25 protein-coding genes are annotated in these 23,723 nt (G+C 44.8%); 20 read left to right on the top strand and 5 right to left on the bottom strand.

The features are described 5' to 3' along the window. Nucleotide 1 precedes the first annotated feature (1 nt). From purN to B4E62_RS06475, 3 genes are all read left to right on the top strand, one after another. A complete protein-coding gene (gene purN / locus B4E62_RS06465) occupies nucleotides 2-673 on the top strand; it encodes a phosphoribosylglycinamide formyltransferase (RefSeq protein WP_310073966.1) in 672 nt (223 codons plus the stop codon). A gap of 11 nt (nucleotides 674-684) precedes the next feature. Further along, nucleotides 685-1,398: a DUF3108 domain-containing protein gene (locus tag B4E62_RS06470; protein WP_310073964.1), complete on the top strand. Its 714-nt coding sequence runs from the start codon at nucleotides 685-687 to the stop codon at nucleotides 1,396-1,398. An 82-nt stretch (nucleotides 1,399-1,480) separates the two neighbouring features. Then, the gene (locus tag B4E62_RS06475) at nucleotides 1,481-1,966 is read left to right on the top strand and encodes a peptidylprolyl isomerase (protein WP_310073961.1); all 486 of its coding nucleotides are present in this window, start codon (nucleotides 1,481-1,483) and stop codon (nucleotides 1,964-1,966) included. Between the two features lie 90 nt (nucleotides 1,967-2,056). On the opposite strand, the gene B4E62_RS06480 is transcribed toward B4E62_RS06475, so the two are convergent. The 4 genes from B4E62_RS06480 to cueR all read right to left on the bottom strand — a co-directional run bounded on the left by B4E62_RS06480 (nucleotide 2,057) and on the right by cueR (nucleotide 4,712). Next, nucleotides 2,057-2,242, bottom strand: coding sequence for a hypothetical protein (locus B4E62_RS06480; protein WP_310073959.1), 186 nt, complete (start codon nucleotides 2,240-2,242; stop codon nucleotides 2,057-2,059). A 19-nt stretch (nucleotides 2,243-2,261) separates the two neighbouring features. Further along, a complete protein-coding gene (locus tag B4E62_RS06485; protein ID WP_310073957.1) occupies nucleotides 2,262-3,488 on the bottom strand; it encodes an NAD(P)/FAD-dependent oxidoreductase in 1,227 nt (408 codons plus the stop codon). Between the two features lie 57 nt (nucleotides 3,489-3,545). Further along, nucleotides 3,546-4,115: a dCTP deaminase gene (gene dcd, locus B4E62_RS06490; protein ID WP_007642150.1), complete on the bottom strand. Its 570-nt coding sequence runs from the start codon at nucleotides 4,113-4,115 to the stop codon at nucleotides 3,546-3,548. A gap of 75 nt (nucleotides 4,116-4,190) precedes the next feature. Then, nucleotides 4,191-4,712: a Cu(I)-responsive transcriptional regulator gene (gene cueR, locus B4E62_RS06495; RefSeq protein WP_331351534.1), complete on the bottom strand. Its 522-nt coding sequence runs from the start codon at nucleotides 4,710-4,712 to the stop codon at nucleotides 4,191-4,193. A gap of 282 nt (nucleotides 4,713-4,994) precedes the next feature. On the opposite strand from cueR, the gene B4E62_RS06500 reads away from it, so the two are divergent. From B4E62_RS06500 to B4E62_RS06580, 17 genes are all read left to right on the top strand, one after another. After that, entirely contained in the window at nucleotides 4,995-5,222 is a 228-nt protein-coding gene (locus B4E62_RS06500) for a 4-diphosphocytidyl-2C-methyl-D-erythritol kinase (RefSeq protein ID WP_331351535.1), read from the top strand. Nucleotides 5,223-5,444: 222 nt separating this feature from the next. Beyond that, nucleotides 5,445-5,840 carry a GtrA family protein gene (locus B4E62_RS06505; protein WP_310073948.1) on the top strand — a complete coding sequence of 132 codons (396 nt, stop codon included), beginning with the start codon at nucleotides 5,445-5,447 and terminating at the stop codon, nucleotides 5,838-5,840. A gap of 1 nt (nucleotide 5,841) precedes the next feature. Continuing rightward, a complete protein-coding gene (locus B4E62_RS06510; protein ID WP_310073946.1) occupies nucleotides 5,842-6,804 on the top strand; it encodes a glycosyltransferase family 2 protein in 963 nt (320 codons plus the stop codon). A 39-nt stretch (nucleotides 6,805-6,843) separates the two neighbouring features. Then, complete coding sequence (locus B4E62_RS06515) at nucleotides 6,844-8,781, top strand: NPCBM/NEW2 domain-containing protein (RefSeq protein ID WP_331351536.1); 1,938 nt, start codon at nucleotides 6,844-6,846, stop codon at nucleotides 8,779-8,781. 25 nt (nucleotides 8,782-8,806) lie between these two features. Further along, nucleotides 8,807-9,529 carry a glycosyltransferase family 2 protein gene (locus B4E62_RS06520; RefSeq protein WP_310073942.1) on the top strand — a complete coding sequence of 241 codons (723 nt, stop codon included), beginning with the start codon at nucleotides 8,807-8,809 and terminating at the stop codon, nucleotides 9,527-9,529. Continuing rightward, nucleotides 9,526-9,918, top strand: a complete 393-nt coding sequence (locus tag B4E62_RS06525; protein ID WP_310073939.1) for a DUF2304 domain-containing protein — start codon at nucleotides 9,526-9,528, stop codon at nucleotides 9,916-9,918. Before B4E62_RS06520 ends, B4E62_RS06525 begins: the two co-directional genes overlap by 4 nt. Before the next feature lie 166 nt (nucleotides 9,919-10,084). After that, nucleotides 10,085-11,875, top strand: coding sequence for a hypothetical protein (locus B4E62_RS06530; RefSeq protein ID WP_331351537.1), 1,791 nt, complete (start codon nucleotides 10,085-10,087; stop codon nucleotides 11,873-11,875). Between the two features lie 49 nt (nucleotides 11,876-11,924). Beyond that, entirely contained in the window at nucleotides 11,925-12,305 is a 381-nt protein-coding gene (locus B4E62_RS06535; RefSeq protein WP_331351538.1) for a GtrA family protein, read from the top strand. Further along, nucleotides 12,292-13,221 carry a glycosyltransferase family 2 protein gene (locus B4E62_RS06540; RefSeq protein WP_310073933.1) on the top strand — a complete coding sequence of 310 codons (930 nt, stop codon included), beginning with the start codon at nucleotides 12,292-12,294 and terminating at the stop codon, nucleotides 13,219-13,221. The genes B4E62_RS06535 and B4E62_RS06540 overlap by 14 nt, the downstream gene beginning before the upstream one ends. Before the next feature lie 52 nt (nucleotides 13,222-13,273). After that, the gene (locus B4E62_RS06545; RefSeq protein ID WP_310073931.1) at nucleotides 13,274-14,260 is read left to right on the top strand and encodes an FAD-binding oxidoreductase; all 987 of its coding nucleotides are present in this window, start codon (nucleotides 13,274-13,276) and stop codon (nucleotides 14,258-14,260) included. A gap of 24 nt (nucleotides 14,261-14,284) precedes the next feature. After that, nucleotides 14,285-15,058 carry a glucose-1-phosphate cytidylyltransferase gene (rfbF, locus tag B4E62_RS06550; RefSeq protein ID WP_310073929.1) on the top strand — a complete coding sequence of 258 codons (774 nt, stop codon included), beginning with the start codon at nucleotides 14,285-14,287 and terminating at the stop codon, nucleotides 15,056-15,058. Between the two features lie 2 nt (nucleotides 15,059-15,060). Then, complete coding sequence (gene rfbG / locus B4E62_RS06555; protein WP_331351539.1) at nucleotides 15,061-16,140, top strand: CDP-glucose 4,6-dehydratase; 1,080 nt, start codon at nucleotides 15,061-15,063, stop codon at nucleotides 16,138-16,140. Between the two features lie 34 nt (nucleotides 16,141-16,174). Then, nucleotides 16,175-17,488 carry a lipopolysaccharide biosynthesis protein RfbH gene (rfbH, locus tag B4E62_RS06560; RefSeq protein WP_331351540.1) on the top strand — a complete coding sequence of 438 codons (1,314 nt, stop codon included), beginning with the start codon at nucleotides 16,175-16,177 and terminating at the stop codon, nucleotides 17,486-17,488. Nucleotides 17,489-17,494: 6 nt separating this feature from the next. Continuing rightward, nucleotides 17,495-18,592, top strand: a complete 1,098-nt coding sequence (locus B4E62_RS06565; RefSeq protein ID WP_331351541.1) for an NAD-dependent epimerase/dehydratase family protein — start codon at nucleotides 17,495-17,497, stop codon at nucleotides 18,590-18,592. A 26-nt stretch (nucleotides 18,593-18,618) separates the two neighbouring features. Beyond that, nucleotides 18,619-19,425, top strand: coding sequence for a transketolase (locus tag B4E62_RS06570; protein WP_331351542.1), 807 nt, complete (start codon nucleotides 18,619-18,621; stop codon nucleotides 19,423-19,425). Continuing rightward, the gene (locus B4E62_RS06575; RefSeq protein ID WP_331351543.1) at nucleotides 19,422-20,333 is read left to right on the top strand and encodes a transketolase family protein; all 912 of its coding nucleotides are present in this window, start codon (nucleotides 19,422-19,424) and stop codon (nucleotides 20,331-20,333) included. Before B4E62_RS06570 ends, B4E62_RS06575 begins: the two co-directional genes overlap by 4 nt. A gap of 116 nt (nucleotides 20,334-20,449) precedes the next feature. Beyond that, the gene (locus tag B4E62_RS06580; protein ID WP_331351544.1) at nucleotides 20,450-22,255 is read left to right on the top strand and encodes a hypothetical protein; all 1,806 of its coding nucleotides are present in this window, start codon (nucleotides 20,450-20,452) and stop codon (nucleotides 22,253-22,255) included. 71 nt (nucleotides 22,256-22,326) lie between these two features. On the opposite strand, the gene B4E62_RS06585 is transcribed toward B4E62_RS06580, so the two are convergent. After that, a complete protein-coding gene (locus B4E62_RS06585; RefSeq protein ID WP_331351545.1) occupies nucleotides 22,327-23,649 on the bottom strand; it encodes an MATE family efflux transporter in 1,323 nt (440 codons plus the stop codon). Nucleotides 23,650-23,723 lie beyond the last annotated feature (74 nt).

Consider the following 23,723-nt stretch of genomic DNA (forward strand, 5'->3'; position numbering starts at 1 on the left):
CATGTCATCTACTGAAGTAAAAACCTTGCGGGTTGTTGTCCTTATCTCCGGTAGCGGTAGCAACCTGCAAGCCTTGATCGATGGTGTCGCCAATGGCGACCTCCCCATCGAAATAGCCGCCGTAATCAGCAATCGCCCTGACGTTTTGGGGTTGACCCGCGCGACCAACGCGGGCATACCAACAGCAGTACTGGATCATAAAGGTTTTGCCAGCCGCGAGGCTTTTGATCAGGAATTGATGCGCACCATTGATGCTTACAACCCTGGCTTAGTCGTACTCGCTGGGTTCATGCGCATCCTAACGGCCGAATTTACCCAGCATTATCTGGGCAGAATGATCAACATTCACCCCTCGCTGCTACCCAAGTTTCAAGGGCTACACACACATCAGCGCGCTATTGATGCCGGTGAAAGCCACCACGGTGTTACCGTACATTTTGTCACTGCAGAATTGGATGGCGGCCCGGCAATTGTGCAAGCGTTGGTGCCTGTATTGGCTAGCGATGATGCCAGCCTGCTTGCCAAACGTGTGCAACGCCAGGAACATGTGATTTATCCATTGGCAGTAAAATGGTTCGCGCAAGGCGATTTGAAAATGCAGGACGGCAAAGCTGAGTTAAAAGGTGAACTTTTGCCTGCTTGCGGTTATCAAATTGAGGCCAATGAGCCCTAAAAGGAACGTCCATGTTAAGCCTTCGCGTCAGCGTCTTTTTTATCCTTGCCTTGTTTACATCTTTAGCAAGCGCAGCAAATGCCCCCAAGACATTTGACAATCAGTACAAAGCCAAACTCTACGGATTTAATATCACCGTCAATAACCGCTTAACCAAAACAGCAGAAAACCAATACGATCTATTATTCAAAGCCGAGTCATTTATCGGCAGCATAACTGAACAGAGCAAGATGCAATGGAACCCGGCGCAGCAAACCGTCAGCCCGCTCCACTATAGTTATGCGAGGCGCGGCTTAAGCAAAGACCGCACGGCCGAATTATCGTTTGATTGGAAAAACAAAAGCGTCACTAACAACGTGCAGAAAACAAGTTGGCAAATGGATATCGCACAAAAAGTGCAAGACAAATTGAGTTACCAAATCCAAATGCAGCAGGATCTACTCAATGGCCAGAAAAACTTTACTTACCAAATTGCCGATGGCGGCCGTCTGAAAGAATATAAATTCATGACCGTTGGTGAAGAAATGTTGGACACCCCTTTAGGGAAAGTGAACACCATTAAAGTAAAACGCAGTCGCGAAAATGACGAGCGTGTGACTTACGCCTGGCTTGCAAAAGATTGGAATTATCTGCTGGTACGATTACAGCAAGAAGAAAAAGGGGAAGCCTATACAATTTATATTCATAAGGCGACCCTGGATGGCAAGGCCATCGAAAAATTTTAATCTCGTAACAGTTAGACTGTATTAATTTGATTTATTTAATTCTATTCAACTAAACCTATTCACTCAAATCAAAAGGCTCTTTATGAACATCTCTGAAAATTGCGTTGCCAGCTTTCACTACACACTGACTGATGGCACTGGCAAAGTGCTCGATTCTTCCGAGGGCCACGAGCCACTGTCATACCTTCACGGTGCTGGCAATATTATTCCCGGCCTGGAAGATGCGTTGGTAGGCAAAGTAGTCGGCGACAAACTGAATGTATCTGTAAATGCTGCAGAAGCTTACGGCTTGCGCGATGACAGCCTGGTACAAGAATTGCCATCAAACATGTTCTCCGGTATCGATAACATCGAAGTCGGTATGGAATTCCACGCTGAAACTGAACAAGGTTTGCAGGTTGTTACTGTCACCAAAGTAGAAGGCGACCAAGTCACTATCGACGGCAACCACCCGTTGGCCGGTGTTGACCTGACCTTTGATGTGGAAATTACCGAAGTACGCGCAGCGACCGAAGAAGAATTGAATCACGGTCACGCTCACGGTGCCGGTGGCCATCACCACCACTAAGCCTAGTGATGAAATAAAAAAGGCTCCCCCTGTGTTTCACTTCAGAGGGAGCCTTTTTTATAGCTATAGCAACAACACTTTTGTTACGAATTATTTTAATTCCACTTTTTGCTCACCGCAGCGACTGCATTTATAGATAGTCACCAGCTTGCCCTGTTTTACATCAAACTGTTTTTCCTTTACCACTTCCCACTTATGAAAACCGCTGCGGCATAAGGTTTTGCCTTTGTGTTTGTCAAAAGGGCTTGGCTTTTTAAATTTGATTACATCACCCATAACCTAGCGCACTCGCTTATTAAACATACGCAGCCGCCGCCGCACCAGACGCCCAAGCCCACTGAAAATTAAAACCGCCCAAATGGCCTGTCACATCAACAACTTCACCGATAAAAAATAACCCCGGCTGCGTTTTTGCCTCCATGGTTTTGGAGGAAAGATGATGGGTATCCACTCCGCCCAAGGTAACCTCAGCCGTGCGATAACCTTCCGTTCCGGCAGGCATGATTTTCCATTCGTGGAATTGTGCTGCAATGAGCTGCAACTCCGCATGCGTATATTGATTGATCGGGCGATTGCCATTCCACTGCGCACCCCAGTAATCACATAAGCACTGAGCAATATTTTTGGTGAGCAACTCACCCACCATAGTCGTAAGCAAAACCTTGGGGCGCACTTTTTGCTGTTCAGTTAAAAAATCAAATAAATGCAAATGAGGTAACAAATTTATTTCCAACTCTTTACCCGGCTGCCAATAGGACGATATCTGCAACATGGCGGGACCACTAAACCCGCGATGGGTAAAGAGCATAGCTTCCGAAAAACTCACCTGCCCGCTTGCGGTTTCGCAACTCACACTGACATCGAGCGCATTACCAACGCAGGGCGAAAATACTGCGAGCTGCGCAGGTGAAAGCGTAAAAGGAACCAAACCTGCAGTGCGCGGCTTTAACGGCAAACCAAATTGTTCCGCCAATTCATAACCCGCACCCGTCGCCCCCATAGTGGGAATCGAAAGACCACCCGTCGCCACCACCAGAGATTCGCAATAAATCGTACCCTGCGAGGTTTTGACTTTATAGCGCATCGGCAAATCGCTTTCGGGCAATGACGCAACCTGCTCAATATCGCAAAGCGTGTAGATATCAGCACCCGCTTGTGCGCACTCATCAAGCAGCATCGACAAAATATCTTGCGCTTTATTATCGCAAAATAATTGCCCGAGCTTTTTTTCGTGATAGGGAATGTGATGTTTTTGCACCAGCGCGATGAAATCCCACTGGGTGTAACGCGCGAGCGCTGATTTGCAAAAGTGGGCATTGTCCGAGAGATAGTTTTTCGGCAGCACTTCCATATTGGTGAAGTTGCAGCGGCCGCCACCGGACATCAGAATTTTTTTGCCAACTTTATTGGCATGGTCGATAACGACCACCGCGCGGCCACGTGCACCCGCCATAGCAGCACACATTAAACCAGCCGCACCGGCACCAACAATTAATACCTGTGTTTGGGAAGGGAGAGCCATAACGGTGAACACTGCAGAGCTGGTGCGCGGCACCAGCAGAAAATTATGTGCACGGCATTAGGTGCGCGGCAAAGTCACGCCGCGCTGCCCTTGATATTTTCCACCGCGATCTTTGTACGAGGTTTCGCAAATCTCATCGGATTCAAAAAACAACATTTGCGCAACACCTTCATTGGCATAAATTTTTGCAGGCAGTGGTGTAGTGTTGGAGAACTCCAGTGTCACATGGCCTTCCCACTCTGGCTCCAGCGGCGTTACGTTAACGATAATCCCGCAGCGCGCGTAAGTGGATTTCCCCAAACATACCGTCAAAATACTGCGCGGGATACGGAAGTATTCAACGGTGCGGGCAAGTGCAAAAGAGTTGGGCGGAATAATGCAGACATCACTTTTAATATCGACAAAACTTTTTTCATCAAAGTTTTTAGGATCGACAACGGTGGAGTGGACATTGGTGAAAATTTTAAATTCATCCGCGCAGCGAACATCGTAACCGTAGCTGGATGTACCGTAAGACACTATGCGCTGACCGGCGGCATCATAACGAATCTGACCCGGCTCAAAAGGTTCGATCATGCCGTGCTCTTCAGCCATACGGCGCATCCATTTATCGGATTTGATGCTCATAGTTGCTCCACTGCTAAATAGTTAAACGGCGCGCATCATAGCCTTTTTCAGGGTAGAAAAACACCGGCCTACCGGTTAGGAAATATCGCCGGATAGCCGATTGGCTGGCACATCCACCAAGGTAAATGCCATAGAAGAAGGTCGTTTTAGCTGCGGTGATTCATCCACCGCCAGCTGATTGATAATTGCACAATCACTGGTGTCATCACCCGCGCATTCATTTGCCATATCAACCAAGGTATCGCGCATGGCGCGGAGCGCAATCAACTGCTGATCGATCTGGATTATTTTCTCATCCACTTGTGCTTTTACCTGGCTGCAACGACGCTGTGGGTTCGCGTAAAGCGCCAATAGTTCGCGGCATTCATCCAGACTAAATCCCACCGCGCGTGCGCGCTGCAAAAAGCGCAATTGCTCCACATCTCTCAATGTGTAAATCCGGTAATCATTTCCCTCTTGTCGCATGGGCACCACCAAGCCTATCTCCTCGTAATAGCGGATAGTTTTATTGGGTAGGCCGCAAGCTTGGGCCGCTTGGCTGATATTCATTTCATTGCCTCCGCGCAAGTTTTTATCTATTCCAATCACTTTAAACATTTCCCTAACTGTAATGTCAATGAAATCTTGCCACTTCAGCTATAACCACACGTAACCCGTTACACTTTTTTTGCTACTTTTTGACACAAAAATACAAATTTAAACGCCACTTTTATATCAACCTTCTATATAATGGGTGAACTAATACACACTTCTGGTTTAATTATTTTTATATAAATCATTACCTTAGCAAGGCTTCTTGACAAAATAATTTAATAAACCAGAATAACTGAACAAGATTTATCCGGGTCCAACGACGGGTTTTACCTTAAAGGACGATTTATGGAATATCTCGATATCAACCATCCTGAATGGCAAAGAATGTGGGATGAGTTGTCCAGCTACCGTTTAAATGGCGGCGACCCCCTCTGCATCCATGAAGGGCACTGCTGGGAATATATGGGGTCCACCCTCGATCACCATCATTTGCGCCATTCCTGTCACCCGCTGACCAATAAAGTGGAGTACATGTATATAGAACGCGCTGGTGCAGCATTGCGTTGGGCTTAATGCGCACATCGCCACAATAAAAAACCCGGCTGCCTGCCATCATTTTTTGCGTTCCTGCAATAAATTTTATACTAGTGTCACACTCCCCCTTTAAGCTACATCCTGCTTTGATAATTCCTACCACTTTCGCGTTAAAAGTATGCTAATGTGCTGCGTTTTTACGACGCGCACCGACTAACAATTCATCACAACTCATTACAATAACAACTCAATAGAATAACAATGAAACGCTTCGTCCTGTTTGTAGGTATTGGTGGCATATCCACCCTGATCCAGTTTTTATTGCTGATCTTGTTTGTCGAAAGCCGTTTATTGCCAGAGGTTGTTGCTTCTGCTGCGGGATATGTGCTCTCGTCATTCTTTAACTACTGGGCGAACTACCACTACACGTTCAAGAGCTCTAGCAGTCACGCGCAGACATTTCCCAAGTATGCGCTGGCGGTTGCTATTGGCTTATCAACCAATACCTTGTTGTTTGCAGCGTTTTTATGGTTGTTCAATAACTATCTCGCCCTGCCTTGGGTCGAGCATTATTTGGCTGCGCAATTTCTGGCTACGGGAATCACCGTGGTGTTGAATTTTGCGGTGCATAAATTCTGGATCTACAGGAATCATTAAAATGACAACGTCCATTCCATCGCTTGCGGTTGTTATTCCCTGTTACAACGAAGAAGAGATGTTGCCCAAGACACTGGCGACCATGTTAAACCTACGCGACTCAATGATCGCCAAAGGTAAAATTAACCAGGAATCCAAAATTTATTTGGTTGACGATGGCAGCAAAGATAAAACCTGGAAAATTCTCGCCGAAGAAGCGGCAAAAAATTCTGCGCTAGTTGCGATAAAGCTCTCACGTAATAAAGGCCACCAAAATGCGCTCTATGCAGGCCTGTGCACTACCACTGAAGATATTACGGTCAGTATCGATGCTGACCTGCAAGATGACCCACAAAATATTGAAGCCATGGTGGATGAATATCTAAAAGGTAACGATGTAGTTTACGGCGTGCGCTCAGCACGCCACACAGATACTTTCTTCAAACGCTTTACCGCCGAGGGCTATTATCATTTGATGAAAAAAATGGGCGTTGATCTGGTGTTTAACCACGCCGATTTCCGTCTACTCTCGCGCCGCGCATTGGAATCACTAAAAGAATACGATGAGTCCAATTTGTTTTTGCGCGGCATAGTGCGCGAAGTGGGTTATCCCTCATCAGTAGTTGAGTATGAGCGTCAGGCGCGTGAAGCGGGTGAAAGCAAATATCCGCTGAAAAAAATGCTGTCGTTTGCATGGAAAGGTATTACTGCATTTTCCACTGCACCACTGCGTATGATCACCGTGCTAGGTCTGCTTTCAGGTTTTGCCTCTTTTAGCTTGATTGCCTGGGTTCTGGTAGTGCGGCTATTTACTGACAATGCCGCACCCGGCTGGGCATCAGTACTCTTGCCATTGCTATTCATCGGCAGTGTGCAATTAATTTGCCTTGGAATTATTGGCGAGTACTTATCAAAAATTTATGAGGAAGTAAAAAGAAGGCCTAAATTTCATATTAGCGACATTGTTGGACGAAAGGATCAATAAGCAAACGCCCATTTAGAAAAAACAGGTATGTATATAAAAATGAACGACACGACCACTACTGCTGACGATGAACCAAGGGGATCTACAACAACTAGCGCCAGCGATCAGGAGCATGCACTCACGCAAAGTGCGATAACCTTTGTCGATATGGTGCCGTTGGAGTTATGCGATAGTCGCCGTACTAATTCCCGTTTATTACAGAGCTATTTAATTTTGGCCATAGTCGCCAATTTCACATTGCTCTTTCTCAAGGGCTACAGCCAGGATTTAGGTTATTGGCAAGATTGGGTGCGGCAATTATCAACCACCGGTTACGATGGTTTTAATGGTAACTACCCTCCATTCTATATCCACTGGCTATATCTCGTTGGGCAGATTTACAACTCCACAGGCATACCGCTTGAGCATAATGATTTATTAAAGTTTCTTACCCAGCTACCTGTCGTGGTTTTCCATGGGTTATTGATCATTTTAATTCAGAGCCAATTACGCAGATTCAATGCCACATACCAATTCACTCATATTATTTTGCTACTAACGGCAATCAACCCAGCCATATTAGTAAATGGCCCTATTTGGGGGCAAGTCGATTTAATACCGGCCACGATGGTATTCGGTGCGTTTTTACTGGCCACCTACCGACAATACACCTACCTTTCTATTCCTGTTTTTGTGTTGGCGCTGTTAACAAAGTTCCAAATGATTGCTTTCGCGCCGGTATTTGCATTTCTATTTTTCCGCAACATCGGTAAAAACCTGATAGGCGTTCTTATTGCTATCGCCGTTGGTGCACTGGTATTTATGCCATCGATACTTGCTGGGCATTTTTTACAATCGGTTAACCAAGCGTACATAGATACTCTAGGTCAATATCCAATGACCACATTCAATGCCGCTAATATTTGGATTTTGCTAACAGGTAATGTTGCCCCAGATAACATCATTTTATTTGGTGTCGCAGCTGATTCAGCCTTGGCCAAAGTATTTACTGCCAAGTATTTTGGGATGCTGTTATTTTCCTTGACCGCACTGGGCATTTTCTTCCACGGCATTCACTTTCTCATCAAAAATGAAACCATAATCAACGCGCGCCAACTCCTATCACAAGCACTCTTTTCTGCCACCATTTGTGCATTGGCTTTTTTCGCGTTACTGCCTGCCATGCATGAGCGTTACTTGTTTCCAGCCGTCATTATGGCGATCACTTTCAGCGCTATAGCTCAACAAAAATTGATTTACCCCATAGTAATCAGCCTATTATGCAGCCTGAACATGTTGATCATTTTAGAAATCAACGGTTCAGATATCTGGCATGGGCTTGCTTGGGGTACTATGGTGTTGCTGGTTTTAGCCATTATTGATTTGGCTAGCGCCGGGCGAATCATTAGTTGGCTAACAAACTTACTGAAATTTGCGACCAAAATTCCCGCAATATCCGTGTGGTGTTTTATTGTGGCTACGTCAGGAATGGCAGGCTATTTTTTTGACCGCTACCAAATTCACTCGCTCGCACTCACCGACAAACAAACTTTTCTGACAACTCTCCCCCTTGTCTACGCCAAGCAAGATCACGGCACTATGGCATTAAACCGCAGTTACGATGGCAACTATTTGTCGATAGCTAATCGCCGCTACGCGCAAGGAATAGGCACACACGCGAGTTCTGAGATCCAATACCAGTTGCCACCAGATGCCGTCGAGTTTAGTTTTATAGCCGCTTTGGATGATGAAGTAGGTACAGCTGATGTGCAATTTTCCGTGTGGGGCGATGATAAGTTACTATGGGAATCTGCACCTGTTTTAGGTTATGAGCGCGACATTCCCACTATTAATCTCGACGTGCGTGGTGTTCAAAAATTAACACTGAAAGTGGCTCCATTGAAAGATGACAAATGGGATCATGCCAACTGGGTCAACACAGTTATATCTATTGCCCCAACAGCGGCCCCTGAAGAAAAAACACCAACAATTCACTGACCCAAATCGATACAGGTGCACGCTTATGCGAGAGCGAATCCTAATAATCATCCCAGCCTACAATGAAGAAAAAAATATTCGCAAGGTTGTTCAATCCTTGCAGGATACTAACTCTGGTTATGAGTGCCTGGTAATCAATGACGGTTCAAAAGATAACACCCAGCGTGAGGCTGAGGCCAACGGGCTAGCAACCGTTATCGAATTACCTTCCAATCTTGGAATTGGTGGTGCAGTGCAGACCGGTTTCAAATACGCGCTCTACCAAAACTATGACTACGCCATTCAATTTGATGGCGATGGGCAGCACCTCGCCAGCGAAATACCGAAAATTTTATCGCCACTCCAACACAACGATTATGATGTCTGTATAGGCTCGCGCTTTATTGAAAAGACCTTGGGTTTTCAATCCACTTTCATGCGCCGTATTGGCATTCGTATTTTTGAAATAATGAACATACTACTGATCAAAAAAAGAATTACCGATAGCACTTCCGGTTTTCGTGCTTACAACAAGCAGGCCATTGCATTTCTTGCAAATAATTATCCAACTGATTATCCCGAGCCCGAAACGGTCATCTTATTAGGCAAAAACGATTTCCGTATCCGCGAGGTCTCTGTTGAAATGGTCGAACGCCAAGGCGGCGAATCATCCATTTCCGGCCTGAAATCAGCACACTATATGATCAAAGTAATATTGGCCATGCTGATGACATCACAACGACAAAAAATTCGCAGGATCTCGTTATGATTGAGGATACATTGAAACTTCTGCTTGACAATCGTATTCAGGTTTTTTCCATTATTGGCAGCCTGATGTTATTTCTATTTATTTTGCGCTTGGTCAAACGTAGAAAACTTAAGGAAGAATACTCACTACTGTGGCTGGGTTTTGGGTTTGTTTTTATCGTCTTATCCATTTTTAAACCTATGCTGGAAATAGTTGCCAGCGCGGTTGGTATATTGTATGCCCCCGCCGCGTTGCTATTGATGCTGGTGATTTCAGTCTTTTTTATATTGATCCAGTTTTCAATCGTTATTTCAAAGCTAGCGGAAGGTAACAAAAACTTAATTCAGGAAGTCGGCATACTCAAGGCAGAACTTAAAAAATTAAAGTCATTGATTAAGGATAAAGAATAAAATGAAATCGCTGCTAGTACGAACTCTAAAATCAAAGACGCTTTACATCTTGATTTTAGCTGTTGGCCTATTGATTTTTCTTCTACAAAGCATACAACCCGTCTTCTCAAATTTTATCCTGACGACCCCCTCAGGAAATATACAGACTATAGCAACCCCAGGCTTTATGCAGTCCAATGAAAGTGGGGTATACCGTCTAAGCGGCACACTCACAATGGGCAAATACACCAGCACTTTATTACGCTTTATTCCTGACGATGAGATTTATACATTAACAATCAATCAACACCCGATTGATCTAAGTATGATCCCAGCGCACGAACGCAAAGATTACAGCAAAGGGTTTACCTACGAACTTAAAGACTATTTACATCAGGGCGACAACCAAATTGAAATCCTTTATATGGATCAAGGCGGTCTGATGGGTATAGTTATCAGTGCCGAAAGTAATGGGCATATCAAACGTATTGTCTATTTATTGTTTACCACAGTGGCACTTTTGCTAGCACTCAAAATCACCAACGCTTGCCGCTTATCTACCCCGGTTAAAGTACTTTTTATTGGTGCTTTATTAATTCGCCTGGTTTATTTTTCGGTTACCACCGCTGATATCCGCGAACACGATTTGGGTGATCATATTGGCTACACTGAATACCTATCCCAACACTGGATGCCTCCACCCGTTGACTATGCAGTTGGCGGTGCATTTTTTCATCCACCTCTGTACTACTACACAGGCGCTATTGTTTATAAAGCAACCCAACTGGTGGAACCCAGCAATAAAGTTATTCTATTTCGCATACAGCAGGTATTAGTACTGATTTACTCGATGGGATTTGTATTGTTTGGTTTGATGATTTTGCAGGAGCTGCTGAACTTATATCGCAAATCACCTGCACAACCGGAATACCCAACACCGGAAATCATATTAGGCCCTCAGAGATCTACGGAATCTAAGGAATCTACGGAATCTACGGAATCTCAGCCTGGCTTATTCAAGCGCTTGTGCAAGTCATTTAAAGATGAGAGTGTGCTTTGGGTAATTGGGGCACTTTTTGCATTTTGGCCGGTGGCGATTATCCATTCGGTGCGGATCGGCAATGATCCGCTGCTTTATTTCCTTTTCACTGCAAGTCTCTACTACATCATCCGCTGGTACAGACACGATCAAAAACGCGACTTAATGATCGCAAGCCTCGTAGGTGCAGCAGCTATTTTGACCAAAGCCAACGGTGAAATTTTAGTGGCTGTACTCGGCGTTATTGGCCTTTATAAGATGGTATCCACTAAACAGTGGGCGACTTATTTTAAAATGGCGATTGCACCCTGTTTCATCATGTTACTCGCTGTTGCAATCACCGTTGGTCCAGGGTTAATTTTGAAAATGCAGGGAAAGCGCGACAAGTTGTACATCGATAACATCGATGGCCTCTCGCAAGCCAACCTGGTGGGCAATACCGCAGCAAATTATTTCTGGTTTGATGCGAAAATTTTTATTACTGAACCTTTCACTGACCCCTACGATGATCGCATGGGGCGTCAATTTTTCTGGAACTATCTGGGTAAAACCGGATTATTTGGCGAGTTTAAATATCCCGCGCTGTTAAATGTGAATACAGCTGTTATATGCAGTTTTCTGGCGGTTTTGATGTTTCTTTATCTGTTGTTTGGCCTCTATCGTATGACCAGAGAAGACTTCAAGCGGATGGCGCCAGTGCTACTATCCGGATTTTTCCTCTGGGCTGGCGTCACCTATATGCGCATGACATTTCCAGCAAATATCGACTTTAGATACATAGTGCCAATCATCCTCACCTTTTGCGCACTCTATGGCGTCAGTATTTTGCGCTTTCAACAACAGGGAGCCACCCGCTTAGCCAATATAGGGTTGACGATGTCGGCTTTATTTTCACTCTCAGCGCTGATATTTATTTGGGGAATTTACCTTAACAGTTAATATAGGCATCCTTGAAGGGTGCCTTTCTATTACGCTAGGAGCAGTCAGCGTGTTAGCAGTACAATTTGTCAGGTTTTTAGTCGTGGGGTTGGTGAATACCTTATTTGGCTATTCCATATATGCCCTGCTCATCTACTTAGGCCTGAGCTATACCTACGCCTTGTTGTTCGCCACCATCCTGGGAGTGCTGTTTAACTTTCACACGATTGGCAGGTTGGTGTTTCAATCAAGAGATAAACGTCTGATTGGCAAATTTTTTGCTGTTTATGCAATAACCTTTTGCCTAAACCTGTTATTGATCAAATTGATGATCAAGTACGGACTCAGTGCTTATCTTTCTGGTGCATTAGCATTGGTTCCCACAACAGTCCTTTCGTTTTTGCTTAATAAATTTTTTGTGTTTAAAGGAAAACAGCATGAAACTCATTAGTGTGGTTACCCCCTGTTACAATGAAGAAGACAATGTGCAGGAGTGCGTGAAGCTTATTCAAAGCGTGTTTTCACACTATGATAATTACACCTACGAACATATTTTTATCGACAATGCCTCGACAGATAAAACACTGGATATTTTGCGAGATATCGCCAGTACCGATAAACATGTCAAAGTCATCGCCAACAGCAGAAATTTTGGTCATATTCGCTCTCCCTATCACGGTCTTCTGCAAGCCCATGGAGATGCAGTGATTTTGTTTGTGGCCGATTTACAAGACCCTGCAAGCTTGATACCCGAGTTTATAAAAAAATGGGAAGAAGGTTTCCAAACCGTTGTCGGCACCAAACGATCAAGCGAAGAATCATCAGTGATGTTTACCATTCGCAAACTCTATTACAAAACAGTAAACCGGCTATCCAATATTGACCTCATCGATAACTTCACCGGATTTGGTCTGTACGATAAAGAAGTGATCGATCACCTGCGTAGTATAAATGACCCCTACCCTTACTTCCGTGGATTGATTGCCGAGATAGGCCTGCGTATTCATCAAATCCCTTACGACCAACCCGTTCGTGTTCGCGGTATTACCAAAAACAATTTTTTCACCTTATACGATATTGGCATGCTGGGAATAATTTCTCATTCACAAGTGCCATTGCGAATTGCGACCATGGCAGGATTTTTACTCTCCTTTATCAGTATTTTTATTGCCGCCATTTATTTCTTATTGAAACTGATTTTTTGGAATTCATTTAGTCTCGGTATGGCACCTGTGGTAATTGGTATTTTCTTTTTTGCTTCGGTTCAATTATTTTTTGTGGGTATTTTGGGTGAATACCTCGGCTCTATTCATATCTACAGCAAAAGAAGACCATTAGTGATCGAAAAAGAGCGAATTAATTTTTAACCCAATACCAACTGACAAACCCATAACCCCAGAGATAAAGCGGATTCCGACGATGGCGGTAGTAACTCTCTCTAACCACAAGCAGTTTGCAGCAACTGCCGAGACCAGTTTGCTCGACGCAGCAAAAGCCCAAGGGTTAGTACTTGAACACAGCTGTCGCAATGGCCGCTGCGGTGCGTGCAAGGCGAAGGTAATTAACGGCGAAACGCAGATTTTAAAAGCCGAGGAAAGCCTGGACGAAAATGAGATGAATGCAGGTTTTATTTTAACCTGCTGTAGAACCGCAGTGAATGATATCGAATTGGATATAGAGGACTTGGGGCTACTAGCCAGTATAAAAATCCAAACGCTGCCCTGCAAAATTGATCAGCTCAATTTGCTCGCACCCGATGTAATGCAAATATTTCTGCGTCTTCCACCAACCAACCAATTCAATTATTTGCCCGGCCAATATATCGATGTGATTGCCAAGAGTGGCGTGCGTCGTAGTTACTCTATTGCCAACGCTTTGCGCGCCGACAGCAAACTGGAATTGCATGTACGTGCCGTAACCCACGGGCAAATGAGTCAATATTGGTTTAATGAAGCTAAAACCAATGATTTATTGCGCTTGGAGGGCCCCCATGGCACATTCTGTTTTCACCCGAAACCAGAAAAAAATATTGTTTTTTTAGCTACTGGAACAGGTATAGCTCCCATAAAAAGCATTTTGGAAGAATTCTCCAATAACGCTGAATTGGTGCAGAAAAAAAATATTTATATTTACTGGGGCGGCAGAATTCTGGCAGATCTGTATTGGCAGCCCGATTTTGCCAACCTAAATATTGCGTTTCGCCCGACACTTAGCCGGGCATCAAACGATTGGGACGGGAGACATGGCTATGTACAAGATGCAGTCATTGCTGATGTTATAGATCTGCATGATTCCGTTGTGTATGCCTGCGGCTCCGATACCATGATTCACACCGCTAAAAAGCTGCTCGTCACTCAAGGGCTGAACCCAAACAATTTTTATTCTGACGCTTTCGTCAGTTCATAAACACAAATTAAGGAGAGAGGATTAATGAAAGCCGTTATTCTCGCTGGTGGCTTAGGCACCCGTTTAAGTGAAGAGACAGTCACCCGCCCAAAACCTATGGTGGAAATAGGTGGCAAACCTATCCTCTGGCATATTATGAAAATGTACTCGGCCCACGGCATAAATGATTTTATTATTTGCTGTGGCTACAAGGGCTATGTCATTAAAGAATATTTCGCGAATTATTTTCTGCATATGTCAGACATTACGTTTGATATGAGCGAAAACAAAATGCACGTTCATCATCAGCGCGCCGAACCTTGGAAAATCACCTTGATCGATACGGGTGATAACTCCATGACCGGTGGCCGTTTAAAAAGAGTCTATGATCACATCAAAGATGAATCTGCATTTTGTTTTACCTACGGAGATGGTGTTAGCGACATCAATATATCCAAAACCATTGATTTCCATTTAACCCATGGCAAACTCGCCACCCTTTCCGCGACTTTTCCGCCAGGTCGCTTCGGCGCATTGGATATAGAAAATAATTGTGTAAAAAGCTTCAAAGAAAAGCCCAAAGGCGACGGAGCTATGATCAATGGCGGTTTTTTTGTATTGTCGCCCAAAGTGGTTGGTCTGATCGAGAACGACCAGACCATATGGGAGCAACATCCGTTGATGAAATTGGCTGAAGACGGTGAATTGATGGCTTATAAACACGAAGGTTTTTGGCAGCCAATGGATACACTGCGGGATAAAACTTACCTTGAAGAATTGTGGGCAAGTGGTAAAGCGCCCTGGAAAAATTGGGAGTAATTGTGAAAGCTCAGGTTGATGCAGCCTTTTGGCAAGGTAAGCGCGTATTTTTAACAGGCCATACGGGCTTTAAAGGTAGTTGGCTCAGCTTATGGCTTGCGCACATGGGCGCGGTAGTTAAAGGTTATTCTCTCTCGCCACCGACCACACCTGCGCTCTTTGATGTTGCAAAAGTCGATCAGGTGATTGTATCGGAGATAGGTGATATCCGTGACCTCGATCGTCTTACCAAGAGCATGACAGAATTTAATCCAGATATTGTTGTTCACATGGCGGCGCAAGCACTGGTACGTTTGTCTTATAGCGAACCACTGGCCACTTATTCCACCAATGTGATGGGTACCTTGCACGTATTGGAAGCCGCACGCCTGTGTCCATCATTGCGCGCAATTGTGAATGTCACTACCGATAAGTGTTATGAAAATCGCGAGTGGGAATGGGGTTATCGCGAACACGAGCCTATGGGGGGACACGACCCCTACAGCAACAGTAAAGGCTGCGCTGAATTAGTTACCTCTGCTTATCGCAATTCTTTTTTTAACAAACCCGACAGCCCTGCATTGGGCTCAGCGCGTGCAGGCAATGTTATTGGCGGTGGAGATTGGGCTACAGATCGCTTGATTCCCGATATCCTACGCGCATTTGAAAAAGAAGAGCCAGTGGTGATTCGCAATCCACAGGCGACACGCCCTTGGCAACATGTGCTGGAACCTCTGAGTGGGTATCTGGTGTTGGCACAGGCGCTCTATCAACACGGGCAGCAACATGCAGAGGGTTGGAATTTTGGCCCACGCGATGAAGACGTTGAACCGGTTGAGTGGATTCTCCACCAAATGGTAAGCAGTTGGGGCAATGGTGCCAGCTGGCAATTGGATGCGGGCGACCACCCTCATGAAGCAAAATATCTCAAGCTTGATATTTCCAAAGCTCGCACCCATTTGCATTGGTCACCTAGCTGGCGCCTGCACCAAACACTAGACAAAATTATTGCATGGCAGCGCGCATGGCTTGCTAATCAAGATATGCATGCCTATAGCATTAACGAGATCAAACAATACATGGCCGCTATGCGTGCCGATTAATTTTTATCGGTTTAAATATTAAAAAGGCAACACAATGACTCCTGAAATTCTACGTCAAGAAATCGCTAAGTTGGTTCAACAATTTGCAGAACAAACTACTGCCCCAAAAGCGTTTGTACCCGGTGAAAGTGCTATTCCCCCCTCGGGTAAAGTCGTGGGTGCACGTGAAATGCAATTGATGGTTGAGGCTTCACTCGACTGCTGGTTAACCACTGGTAGATTCAATACAGAATTTGAAAAAAAACTGGCTGAATTTTTAGGTGTTAAATATTTACTCTCGGTTAACTCAGGCTCATCCGCCAATCTGGTTGCCTTCAGTACCCTAACCTCTCCCAAGCTTGGCGCACGCGCAATTAAAAAAGGCGATGAAGTGATCGGCGTTGCGGCCGGTTTCCCCACTACCGTAAACCCCATTATTCAATTTGGTGCTATCCCTGTATTTGTCGATGTTGACGCGGCCACACATAATATTAATGCTGATTTAATTGAAGCGGCTATTACGCCAAAAACCAAAGCGATTATGCTAGCCCACACGCTGGGAAATCCCTTTAACCTCACCAAAGTAAAAGCAATTTGCGAAAAATATAACCTGTGGTTGGTAGAAGATTGTTGCGATGCACTGGGTGCAAAATACGATGGCAAATTGGTTGGTACCTTTGGCGACATTGCCACCCTGAGTTTTTATCCCGCACACCATATCACTATGGGTGAAGGCGGCGCCGTATTTACCAACAACCCACAATTGAAAATGATCGCCGAATCTTTCCGCGATTGGGGACGCGATTGCTATTGCGCACCCGGTTGCGACAACACGTGCGGCAATCGTTTTGGTCAACAGTTTGGCAGCCTGCCCGTGGGTTATGACCACAAATACGTTTATGCACACATCGGATACAACTTAAAAATCACCGATATGCAAGCTGCTTGCGGTTTAGCGCAGTTGGAACGCGCGCAGGAGTTTATTGATGCACGCAAACGCAACTACGACTTATTAAAAGCGCGATTGAGCAACCTTGCTGATTTTATCGATATTGCCCAACCAACGCCCAATAGCGAACCCTCCTGGTTTGGTTTCCCTATAACACTGAAAGAAAGTGCAGGCGTTAATCGTGTTGATTTTGTAAAATTTTTAGATCAAAACAAAATCGGTACACGTTTGTTATTTGCGGGTAATTTAACCCGCCAACCGTATTTTGAAGGCGTTGAGCATCGCGTGGTCGGTGATTTAACGGTTACTGACAACACTATGAATAACACGCTTTGGCTAGGTATTTATCCTGCGTTGGGTACAGAACATTTCGATTATGTCGCCGAAAAAATGGAAGAATTTTTTGGTTTGAATTTTTAACTGCTCATGAATCAGGACTCTACTAATCACACACTCACTAGCTATCAACCCGGTGTAGCACTGGATGATTTGCAGTTGATTGTTACGCAAACGCCAACCGAGGTATGGGCGGCGTTGCGCAATCAACGTATTTTTATTACCGGCGGCACCGGCTTTGTGGGTTGTTGGTTATTGGAGGCGCTGCTATGGGCAAACGCACAACTGGATTTAAATCTCCACCTGAGTGTTCTCAGTAGAGATCCCGCTGCGTTTACTATCAAGGCTCCGCATTTAGCGACGCATAAGATAGTGACTCTGATTCAAGGTGATGTCACCGCGCTAGATAAAATCCATGAACCCTTTGATAGTGTGATTCATGCGGCTACTGATGTAGTAAAAACCGGTGACAATCCTATCGCTACGTTCGACAACATCGTACAAGGCACGCGGGCAACCTTGGCGCTTGCACAGCGCGCAGGCGCAAGACGTTATTTATTGACCAGCTCGGGCGCAGTTTATGGTCGCCAACCGACAACAATATCTCATATCGCGGAAAATTATTCCGGCGCCCCTGACTCACTCGATATTAATAATGCCTATGGACAGGGTAAGCGTGTCTCCGAATGGCTCGCCCACAATTTTGCTCAGCAGTACAATATCCAGGTAAAAGTTGCGCGCTGCTTTGCGTTGCTAGGCCCTTACCTGCCACTGGATGCACATTTTGCAGCGGGGAATTTTATTCGCGATGGACTCGACAATCGCACAATTGCAATCAATGGTGATGGCACCAGTAGCCGCTCTTATTTATACGCAGCGGATATGACCGTGTGGCTATTAACCATGTTGATCAATGGTCGTTCCCAACAAAATTATAATCTGGGTTCTGCACAGGCGATCTCTATCAAAACCTTGGCTGAAACCATATCCGATATTATTTACGGTGAAAATAGAGTCACCATTGCCCAGCAACCTGTCACCAACGGTCCAATCCAGCAATACGTGCCCGATGTGAGCAAAGCACACCAGGAATTGGAGCTGGCACAATACACCGATTTGCTTTCTGCCATTCACAAAACAATTGCTTGGGAAAAGCGCAGGCGCTTATCAGCCGCGCATAATCACTAGCCCTTTATTCAAGACGGACGTAGCGCATGACTGCATTTGCCCCCCACCAATTACGACAAACCGTATTAAGAATGGCCTATTCCGGCTCCACCGTGCATATCGGCTGCGCATTTTCGATTATCGAAATCATGTCGGTACTCTATCGCAATCATTTACGCTATCCCGGAGATAATCCAGCGGCAACACTGCGTGATTATTTAGTATTGAGTAAGGGCCACGGCGTTATGGCACAGTACGCCTGCCTTTATGAAAAGAATTGGTTGACGACTACCGACATCGAAAACTATTTTAAAGATGGCTCAAAGCTCAAAGGATTATCCGATGCTCACGTTGTTGGCTGTGAAGTCACTTCAGGCTCCTTGGGACACGGCTTATCCGTAGGTGTCGGGATGGCACTCGCCGCCAAATTAAATAAAAGCGATCAATACTGCTACGCTATTGTTGGCGATGGTGAAATGAATGAAGGCACCATGTGGGAAGCTATTTTATTCGCCAAACAACAAGCACTGGATAATTTAATTGTTATCGTCGATGAAAACGGTTTTCAGGCAATGGGCAAAACCCATGAGGTGTTAGGCTTGGGCAGCCTGAAAGATAAATTTATCGCATTTGGTTTTGATGCAATTGCCGTAGATGGTCATGATGAAACCGCGCTGGACAACGCCTTGATCGAATTAAAAAACAATAAAAATGAAAATCCCAAAGCCATCATCGCCCGCACTGTAAAAGGTAAAGGTGTTTCGTTTATGGAAAACGAAAACAGCTGGCATTACACGCGTTTAACCCAAGACACATTTGATCTGGCCATGGCCGAATTGGAGCCAGTAGTATGAGATCCGTATTTTCCAAAGCTATTCTTGCCGCAGCCCAGGCAGATTCCAAAGTGCTGCTATTAACTGGCGATCACGGGTATGCATTGTTCGATGAATTTCGTAAATGTTTACCGGCGCAATTTATTAATGCCGGCATCGCCGAACAAAATATGGTTGGCGTTGCTGCAGGCCTTGCCAAAGCGGGCTTTAAACCCATTGTGTACGGTTTGAGTGCATTTGTACCCATCCGCGTGCTTGAACAAATTAAAATGGATGTGTGCTACGAAAACTTACCCGTCGTCTTTATGGGTGATGGCGCCGGCTTGGTTTACAGCAGCTTGGGTAGCAGCCATCAATCGACGGAAGATATTGCTGTGTTGCGCTGCATTCCAAATATCAGCATTTTATCGCCTTGCGATGTTTATGAAATGCAATATGCCATGGATCAAGCATTGCGTTTTGAATCGCCATTTTATGTACGTATGGGAAAATCCGATATTGGCCAAGTACATCAAGGACCAGTTTCCGTACCTGTTGGTGATTTGGTACCTGTACGTACAGGCACCCAAAACAATATTGTTTTTTTAGCGACGGGTTCAATGGTAAAGACTGCAGTTACTCTGGCGGAAACAATAGACGCGGCCGTATGGAGCGCACCTGGACTAAAACCAATTAATAAGAATCAAGTCAATAATATTGCCCTCCACACCAAAACTCTGGTGACAATTGAAGAGCATTCAATTATGGGGGGCTTGGGTAGCCTTGTTGCGGAAATAGTCAGTGAAACAGGTAATACGCGGGTTGTCCGTATGGGAGTGCAAGATCGGTTCTCACAAAAGTGTGGCAGCTACGATTATTTGCTTAAAGAGCATGGCATTGATGTAGCGGCTTTATTACCACAACTCTCATCAATACTAGCCACAGATTAATTAAATTACCTATTTATTACTAAAGATCTGCTGTAAGCACTTACGGTCGAAGACTTATTATCTAAAACTTCTACCTAAGGTACCCAGGGTAATACCAATTCATAGGGGAACGGAGTTTGTATTTTTTTAAACTCAAGGAACAAGGCTTATTAAGCCTATTGCTATTGGCCTATGTTGTCGTGCGCAGTTTTTATTTGGATGCTGTACCACGTTGGGATGCCGCCACCTATTGGGGCGGTATTGCCAGCGCAATTGAAGCCACTAAAACTATTGGTAATATGGCTGAATTACCACGCGTTATCCTCGACACCTATAACGTGTTTGGCCATTCCGCGATGGGCTATGTTGGCTTATTGGTATTAGGACAACTACTTGATTACCCCAATCTGTTTACGCTTAACTTCACCCATCTTTTGTTGGCTACTTTTTCGGTATTCTGCACATTTAAAATTTTTCGCTGGTTTTTACCAAGCGCGCAACATTTACCGGAAGTATTATTGGCCACCGCAATTTTTGCACTGGACCCCCTATTTTTTGCCACATCCATTTTTATCAATACTGATTTTCCAGTATTAGTTTTTTTTACTGCCGCACTGGCTGCATTACTTTATGGTCACTACGGCTGGTTTGCGATTGCCAGTCTGTTTATGATTTTCTCCAAAGCGACAGGAGTACTATTCTGGATTTCATTAGCCGGTGGCATAGGGCTTTATAGCTTGATTGTCCTGTGCCGGGAAAATCGTGCAGGTCGCCTGCCAAGTTTGGGGCATCTACTTCCGCCTACAGGAATTTTAGCGGTAAAACACCACCTCCCGTTATCAACTATTTTTTACCGAATATTTTGTATTTTCCTACCCGGTGTTGGTTTTAAACTCTATTCAATTGCCAAACAGGGAGCCATGTGGTCAGCGAGCAACGGGATTAAATTTGATTCGCAAGGCTGGAATTGTTTTGGTTTCAATACGCGTGTGATGTCCAATCGAGCAGGTGAAATATTTATTCTCAATTTTCACTGGGTATTGGTGCTTGTTGTATTGTTTGCACTTTTGATCGGTTACGGTCGCTATATCGAGCGAGGTCGAAAAAAAACAAGCGCAACAATAGAAACCGCATCGATAGATTCAAATACTGAGTACAGCCAATCGGTTATCACTGAGCCCAATAGTAGTAATGCAGAAGCCACGGCAGCTCCAGCAGAAAATAATCGCTGGTGGGGCATGCTACCCGTGCTTATGTGTTTCCTCATCTTTGTTGTCTTTAACCTCACATACATCACCTACATTATTCCGCGCTACGTAGTGTACGGTGGTTTTTTCCTGATTATTTTTGCGCTCCTATCACTACAATTCGCAGCTAAGTCACGCAAAACACGCTGCATTTTACTCGCCATAGTATTTACTTTATTTACACTCCAAACTTTTCGCACAATTGATCCGCTCTCGAAATGGGTATTTGGATCAACCGCGTTTAGCGAACACCGTATTTTACAAATTGATAGTGCTGGAGAAGCCCAGGGAAATGGTTTTGTTTACAATGCGGAATTTGCACTGGAAGACAAATTGCTCAACCGCATGCAAAAAGCCATTCCCATCAAACCGGATACCACGATCATTACCTGGAATAAAGACAGCGGTTACGCCTGGTTTACCCGTGGTGATACTTTTGTGGATGCGGACTCACTGGAGCGCACCATAGATAAACGCAATAGTTTTGGCTATAACATTATCGAAATTAGCGATCTGCACCGCGCAATAGCACCACCCCATGCGATTTATATTTATATGTCCTGGCTTGCGCAATTTTCTAATGAAGAAAAGGAGCTGGCGCATCTACGCCAGTTTTATGAAGTGTCAGCAGCGGAAGATGTAGGTTTCCAAGGTTATAGCCTGCGGCTTTATCGTTTAACACGGCTCAGTCAATAAACTTTTGAGTCCTTCTTTTAGATACATCTCGCTTAACAGAGTGAGATATATTTTTAAACCGTTATTATTTTTTATTCAACCAACCGTGCTTCACGCGCGGCGATACCCGTATGCATCCACTTGCCCTGCTTCCAACGCCAGCGTTTTATCAGCGCACGGATACATTCATCAAGCACAGCCGCAATCAATAACCCATACAAACCCAAGCCGAGAGGTATCGCGAGGATATACGCGAGAGGAACGGAAAATAACCAGATCACACCAATACTGGAAATAGACGTAAATGCAGCATCGCCTGCGCAACGCAGGGCACTACCAATGGTAATATTGACCGTACGCCATGGTTCAGCGAGAAAACTTAATACAAAAGCCCATAACCCAATTGCGATAACTTCAGGGTCATCACTGAACAATTGCAATATTGGTTTATTAAATAGCAGCCAAGTCAATGCCAGTGCGGTGGTACCAATCAGTGAAAGCTTTAATGTTTGTTTAAGTTGTTTATCCACCAAATCAAATTCTTGTCGGCCTACACGCTGCGCGATAATTGCCTCAGTCGCCATACCCAGGGCGATAGAAATCATCAGGCAAAATAAAAAGGTATTGTATGCATAGACTTTGACTTTTAACGCAAGATCACCTACTTCAGCGGCGATCCAGTTAAGCGCAATCATGTAGGCTTGAAATGACATAGGTTCGAGAATAGAAGGCGCAGCAATCATTACTACCGGTGTAATTAACACACCAAAGTTTTTTATACCTTCGCGCAACGGAATATGAATGCGCAATTTTAAATGAACAACCAATGCAACAAATGTGAGGCTCATACCTGCTGCAATCACGCTCGCAATAGCAACACCTTGCACACCTGTCGGGGGTATTCCCATAAAGCCATAGACTGCAACTGAACAACCAATAATATTGCTGACAAATAAAATTATATTGCTATAGGTATTCCATTGGGGCTCACCATAAATATTTAAAACAGTTTGGTAAATAACGCGGCAACCCCAGAGCGCCACCATCCAGCCAATGATCGATAAATATGTCCGTGCATGTTGTTCAACGTCTGCACTTAATGACATTGCCGATGCGACCCAAGGGCCACCGTGATTTACAGTCAGCGCAGCAATTAATGCCAATACCATCACAAACACTGCATAAGCGGCGATCGTGGCATTGCCGCGCGCATAATCATTTGCACCTATGCGCTGGCTCGCAATACTCGCGCCGGCAAATGCGCTGACTATTAAAAACGCGTTGGCGACAAATACCAGGGGGGTGATTGCACCTACCGCAGCGGCAGCACTATCGGAAATACGACTGAGGAAATACATATCCACCAGCGGGATGGTATAGGTCACTGCCTGATCGATAAACATCGGACGGCTCATGCCCCAAATACCTTTATCCAGGACCCGGCTTTGGGGTACCTGTCTATGTGCAGATTTCATAATGAGTTTCTATT

This window comes from Cellvibrio sp. UBA7671 (genome assembly GCA_002483145.1).
Classification (GTDB): domain Bacteria; phylum Pseudomonadota; class Gammaproteobacteria; order Pseudomonadales; family Cellvibrionaceae; genus Cellvibrio; species Cellvibrio fibrivorans.

Coding starts and splice junctions, on each gene's coding strand:
- B4E62_RS06475 (WP_310073961.1), top strand. CDS start 1,481: ATGAACATCTCTGAAAATTGCGTTGCCAGCTTTCACTACACACTGACT.
- B4E62_RS06470 (WP_310073964.1), top strand. CDS start 685: ATGTTAAGCCTTCGCGTCAGCGTCTTTTTTATCCTTGCCTTGTTTACA.
- B4E62_RS06520 (WP_310073942.1), top strand. CDS start 8,807: ATGCGAGAGCGAATCCTAATAATCATCCCAGCCTACAATGAAGAAAAA.
- rfbH (WP_331351540.1), top strand. CDS start 16,175: ATGACTCCTGAAATTCTACGTCAAGAAATCGCTAAGTTGGTTCAACAA.
- B4E62_RS06575 (WP_331351543.1), top strand. CDS start 19,422: ATGAGATCCGTATTTTCCAAAGCTATTCTTGCCGCAGCCCAGGCAGAT.
- B4E62_RS06525 (WP_310073939.1), top strand. CDS start 9,526: ATGATTGAGGATACATTGAAACTTCTGCTTGACAATCGTATTCAGGTT.
- B4E62_RS06585 (WP_331351545.1), bottom strand. CDS start 23,649: ATGAGCCGTCCGATGTTTATCGATCAGGCAGTGACCTATACCATCCCG.
- B4E62_RS06565 (WP_331351541.1), top strand. CDS start 17,495: ATGAATCAGGACTCTACTAATCACACACTCACTAGCTATCAACCCGGT.
- B4E62_RS06485 (WP_310073957.1), bottom strand. CDS start 3,488: ATGGCTCTCCCTTCCCAAACACAGGTATTAATTGTTGGTGCCGGTGCG.
- cueR (WP_331351534.1), bottom strand. CDS start 4,712: ATGTTTAAAGTGATTGGAATAGATAAAAACTTGCGCGGAGGCAATGAA.
- B4E62_RS06480 (WP_310073959.1), bottom strand. CDS start 2,242: ATGGGTGATGTAATCAAATTTAAAAAGCCAAGCCCTTTTGACAAACAC.
- B4E62_RS06515 (WP_331351536.1), top strand. CDS start 6,844: ATGAACGACACGACCACTACTGCTGACGATGAACCAAGGGGATCTACA.
- B4E62_RS06545 (WP_310073931.1), top strand. CDS start 13,274: ATGGCGGTAGTAACTCTCTCTAACCACAAGCAGTTTGCAGCAACTGCC.
- B4E62_RS06510 (WP_310073946.1), top strand. CDS start 5,842: ATGACAACGTCCATTCCATCGCTTGCGGTTGTTATTCCCTGTTACAAC.
- rfbF (WP_310073929.1), top strand. CDS start 14,285: ATGAAAGCCGTTATTCTCGCTGGTGGCTTAGGCACCCGTTTAAGTGAA.
- B4E62_RS06570 (WP_331351542.1), top strand. CDS start 18,619: ATGACTGCATTTGCCCCCCACCAATTACGACAAACCGTATTAAGAATG.
- B4E62_RS06505 (WP_310073948.1), top strand. CDS start 5,445: ATGAAACGCTTCGTCCTGTTTGTAGGTATTGGTGGCATATCCACCCTG.
- purN (WP_310073966.1), top strand. CDS start 2: ATGTCATCTACTGAAGTAAAAACCTTGCGGGTTGTTGTCCTTATCTCC.
- B4E62_RS06540 (WP_310073933.1), top strand. CDS start 12,292: ATGAAACTCATTAGTGTGGTTACCCCCTGTTACAATGAAGAAGACAAT.
- B4E62_RS06530 (WP_331351537.1), top strand. CDS start 10,085: ATGCAGTCCAATGAAAGTGGGGTATACCGTCTAAGCGGCACACTCACA.
- B4E62_RS06500 (WP_331351535.1), top strand. CDS start 4,995: ATGGAATATCTCGATATCAACCATCCTGAATGGCAAAGAATGTGGGAT.
- dcd (WP_007642150.1), bottom strand. CDS start 4,115: ATGAGCATCAAATCCGATAAATGGATGCGCCGTATGGCTGAAGAGCAC.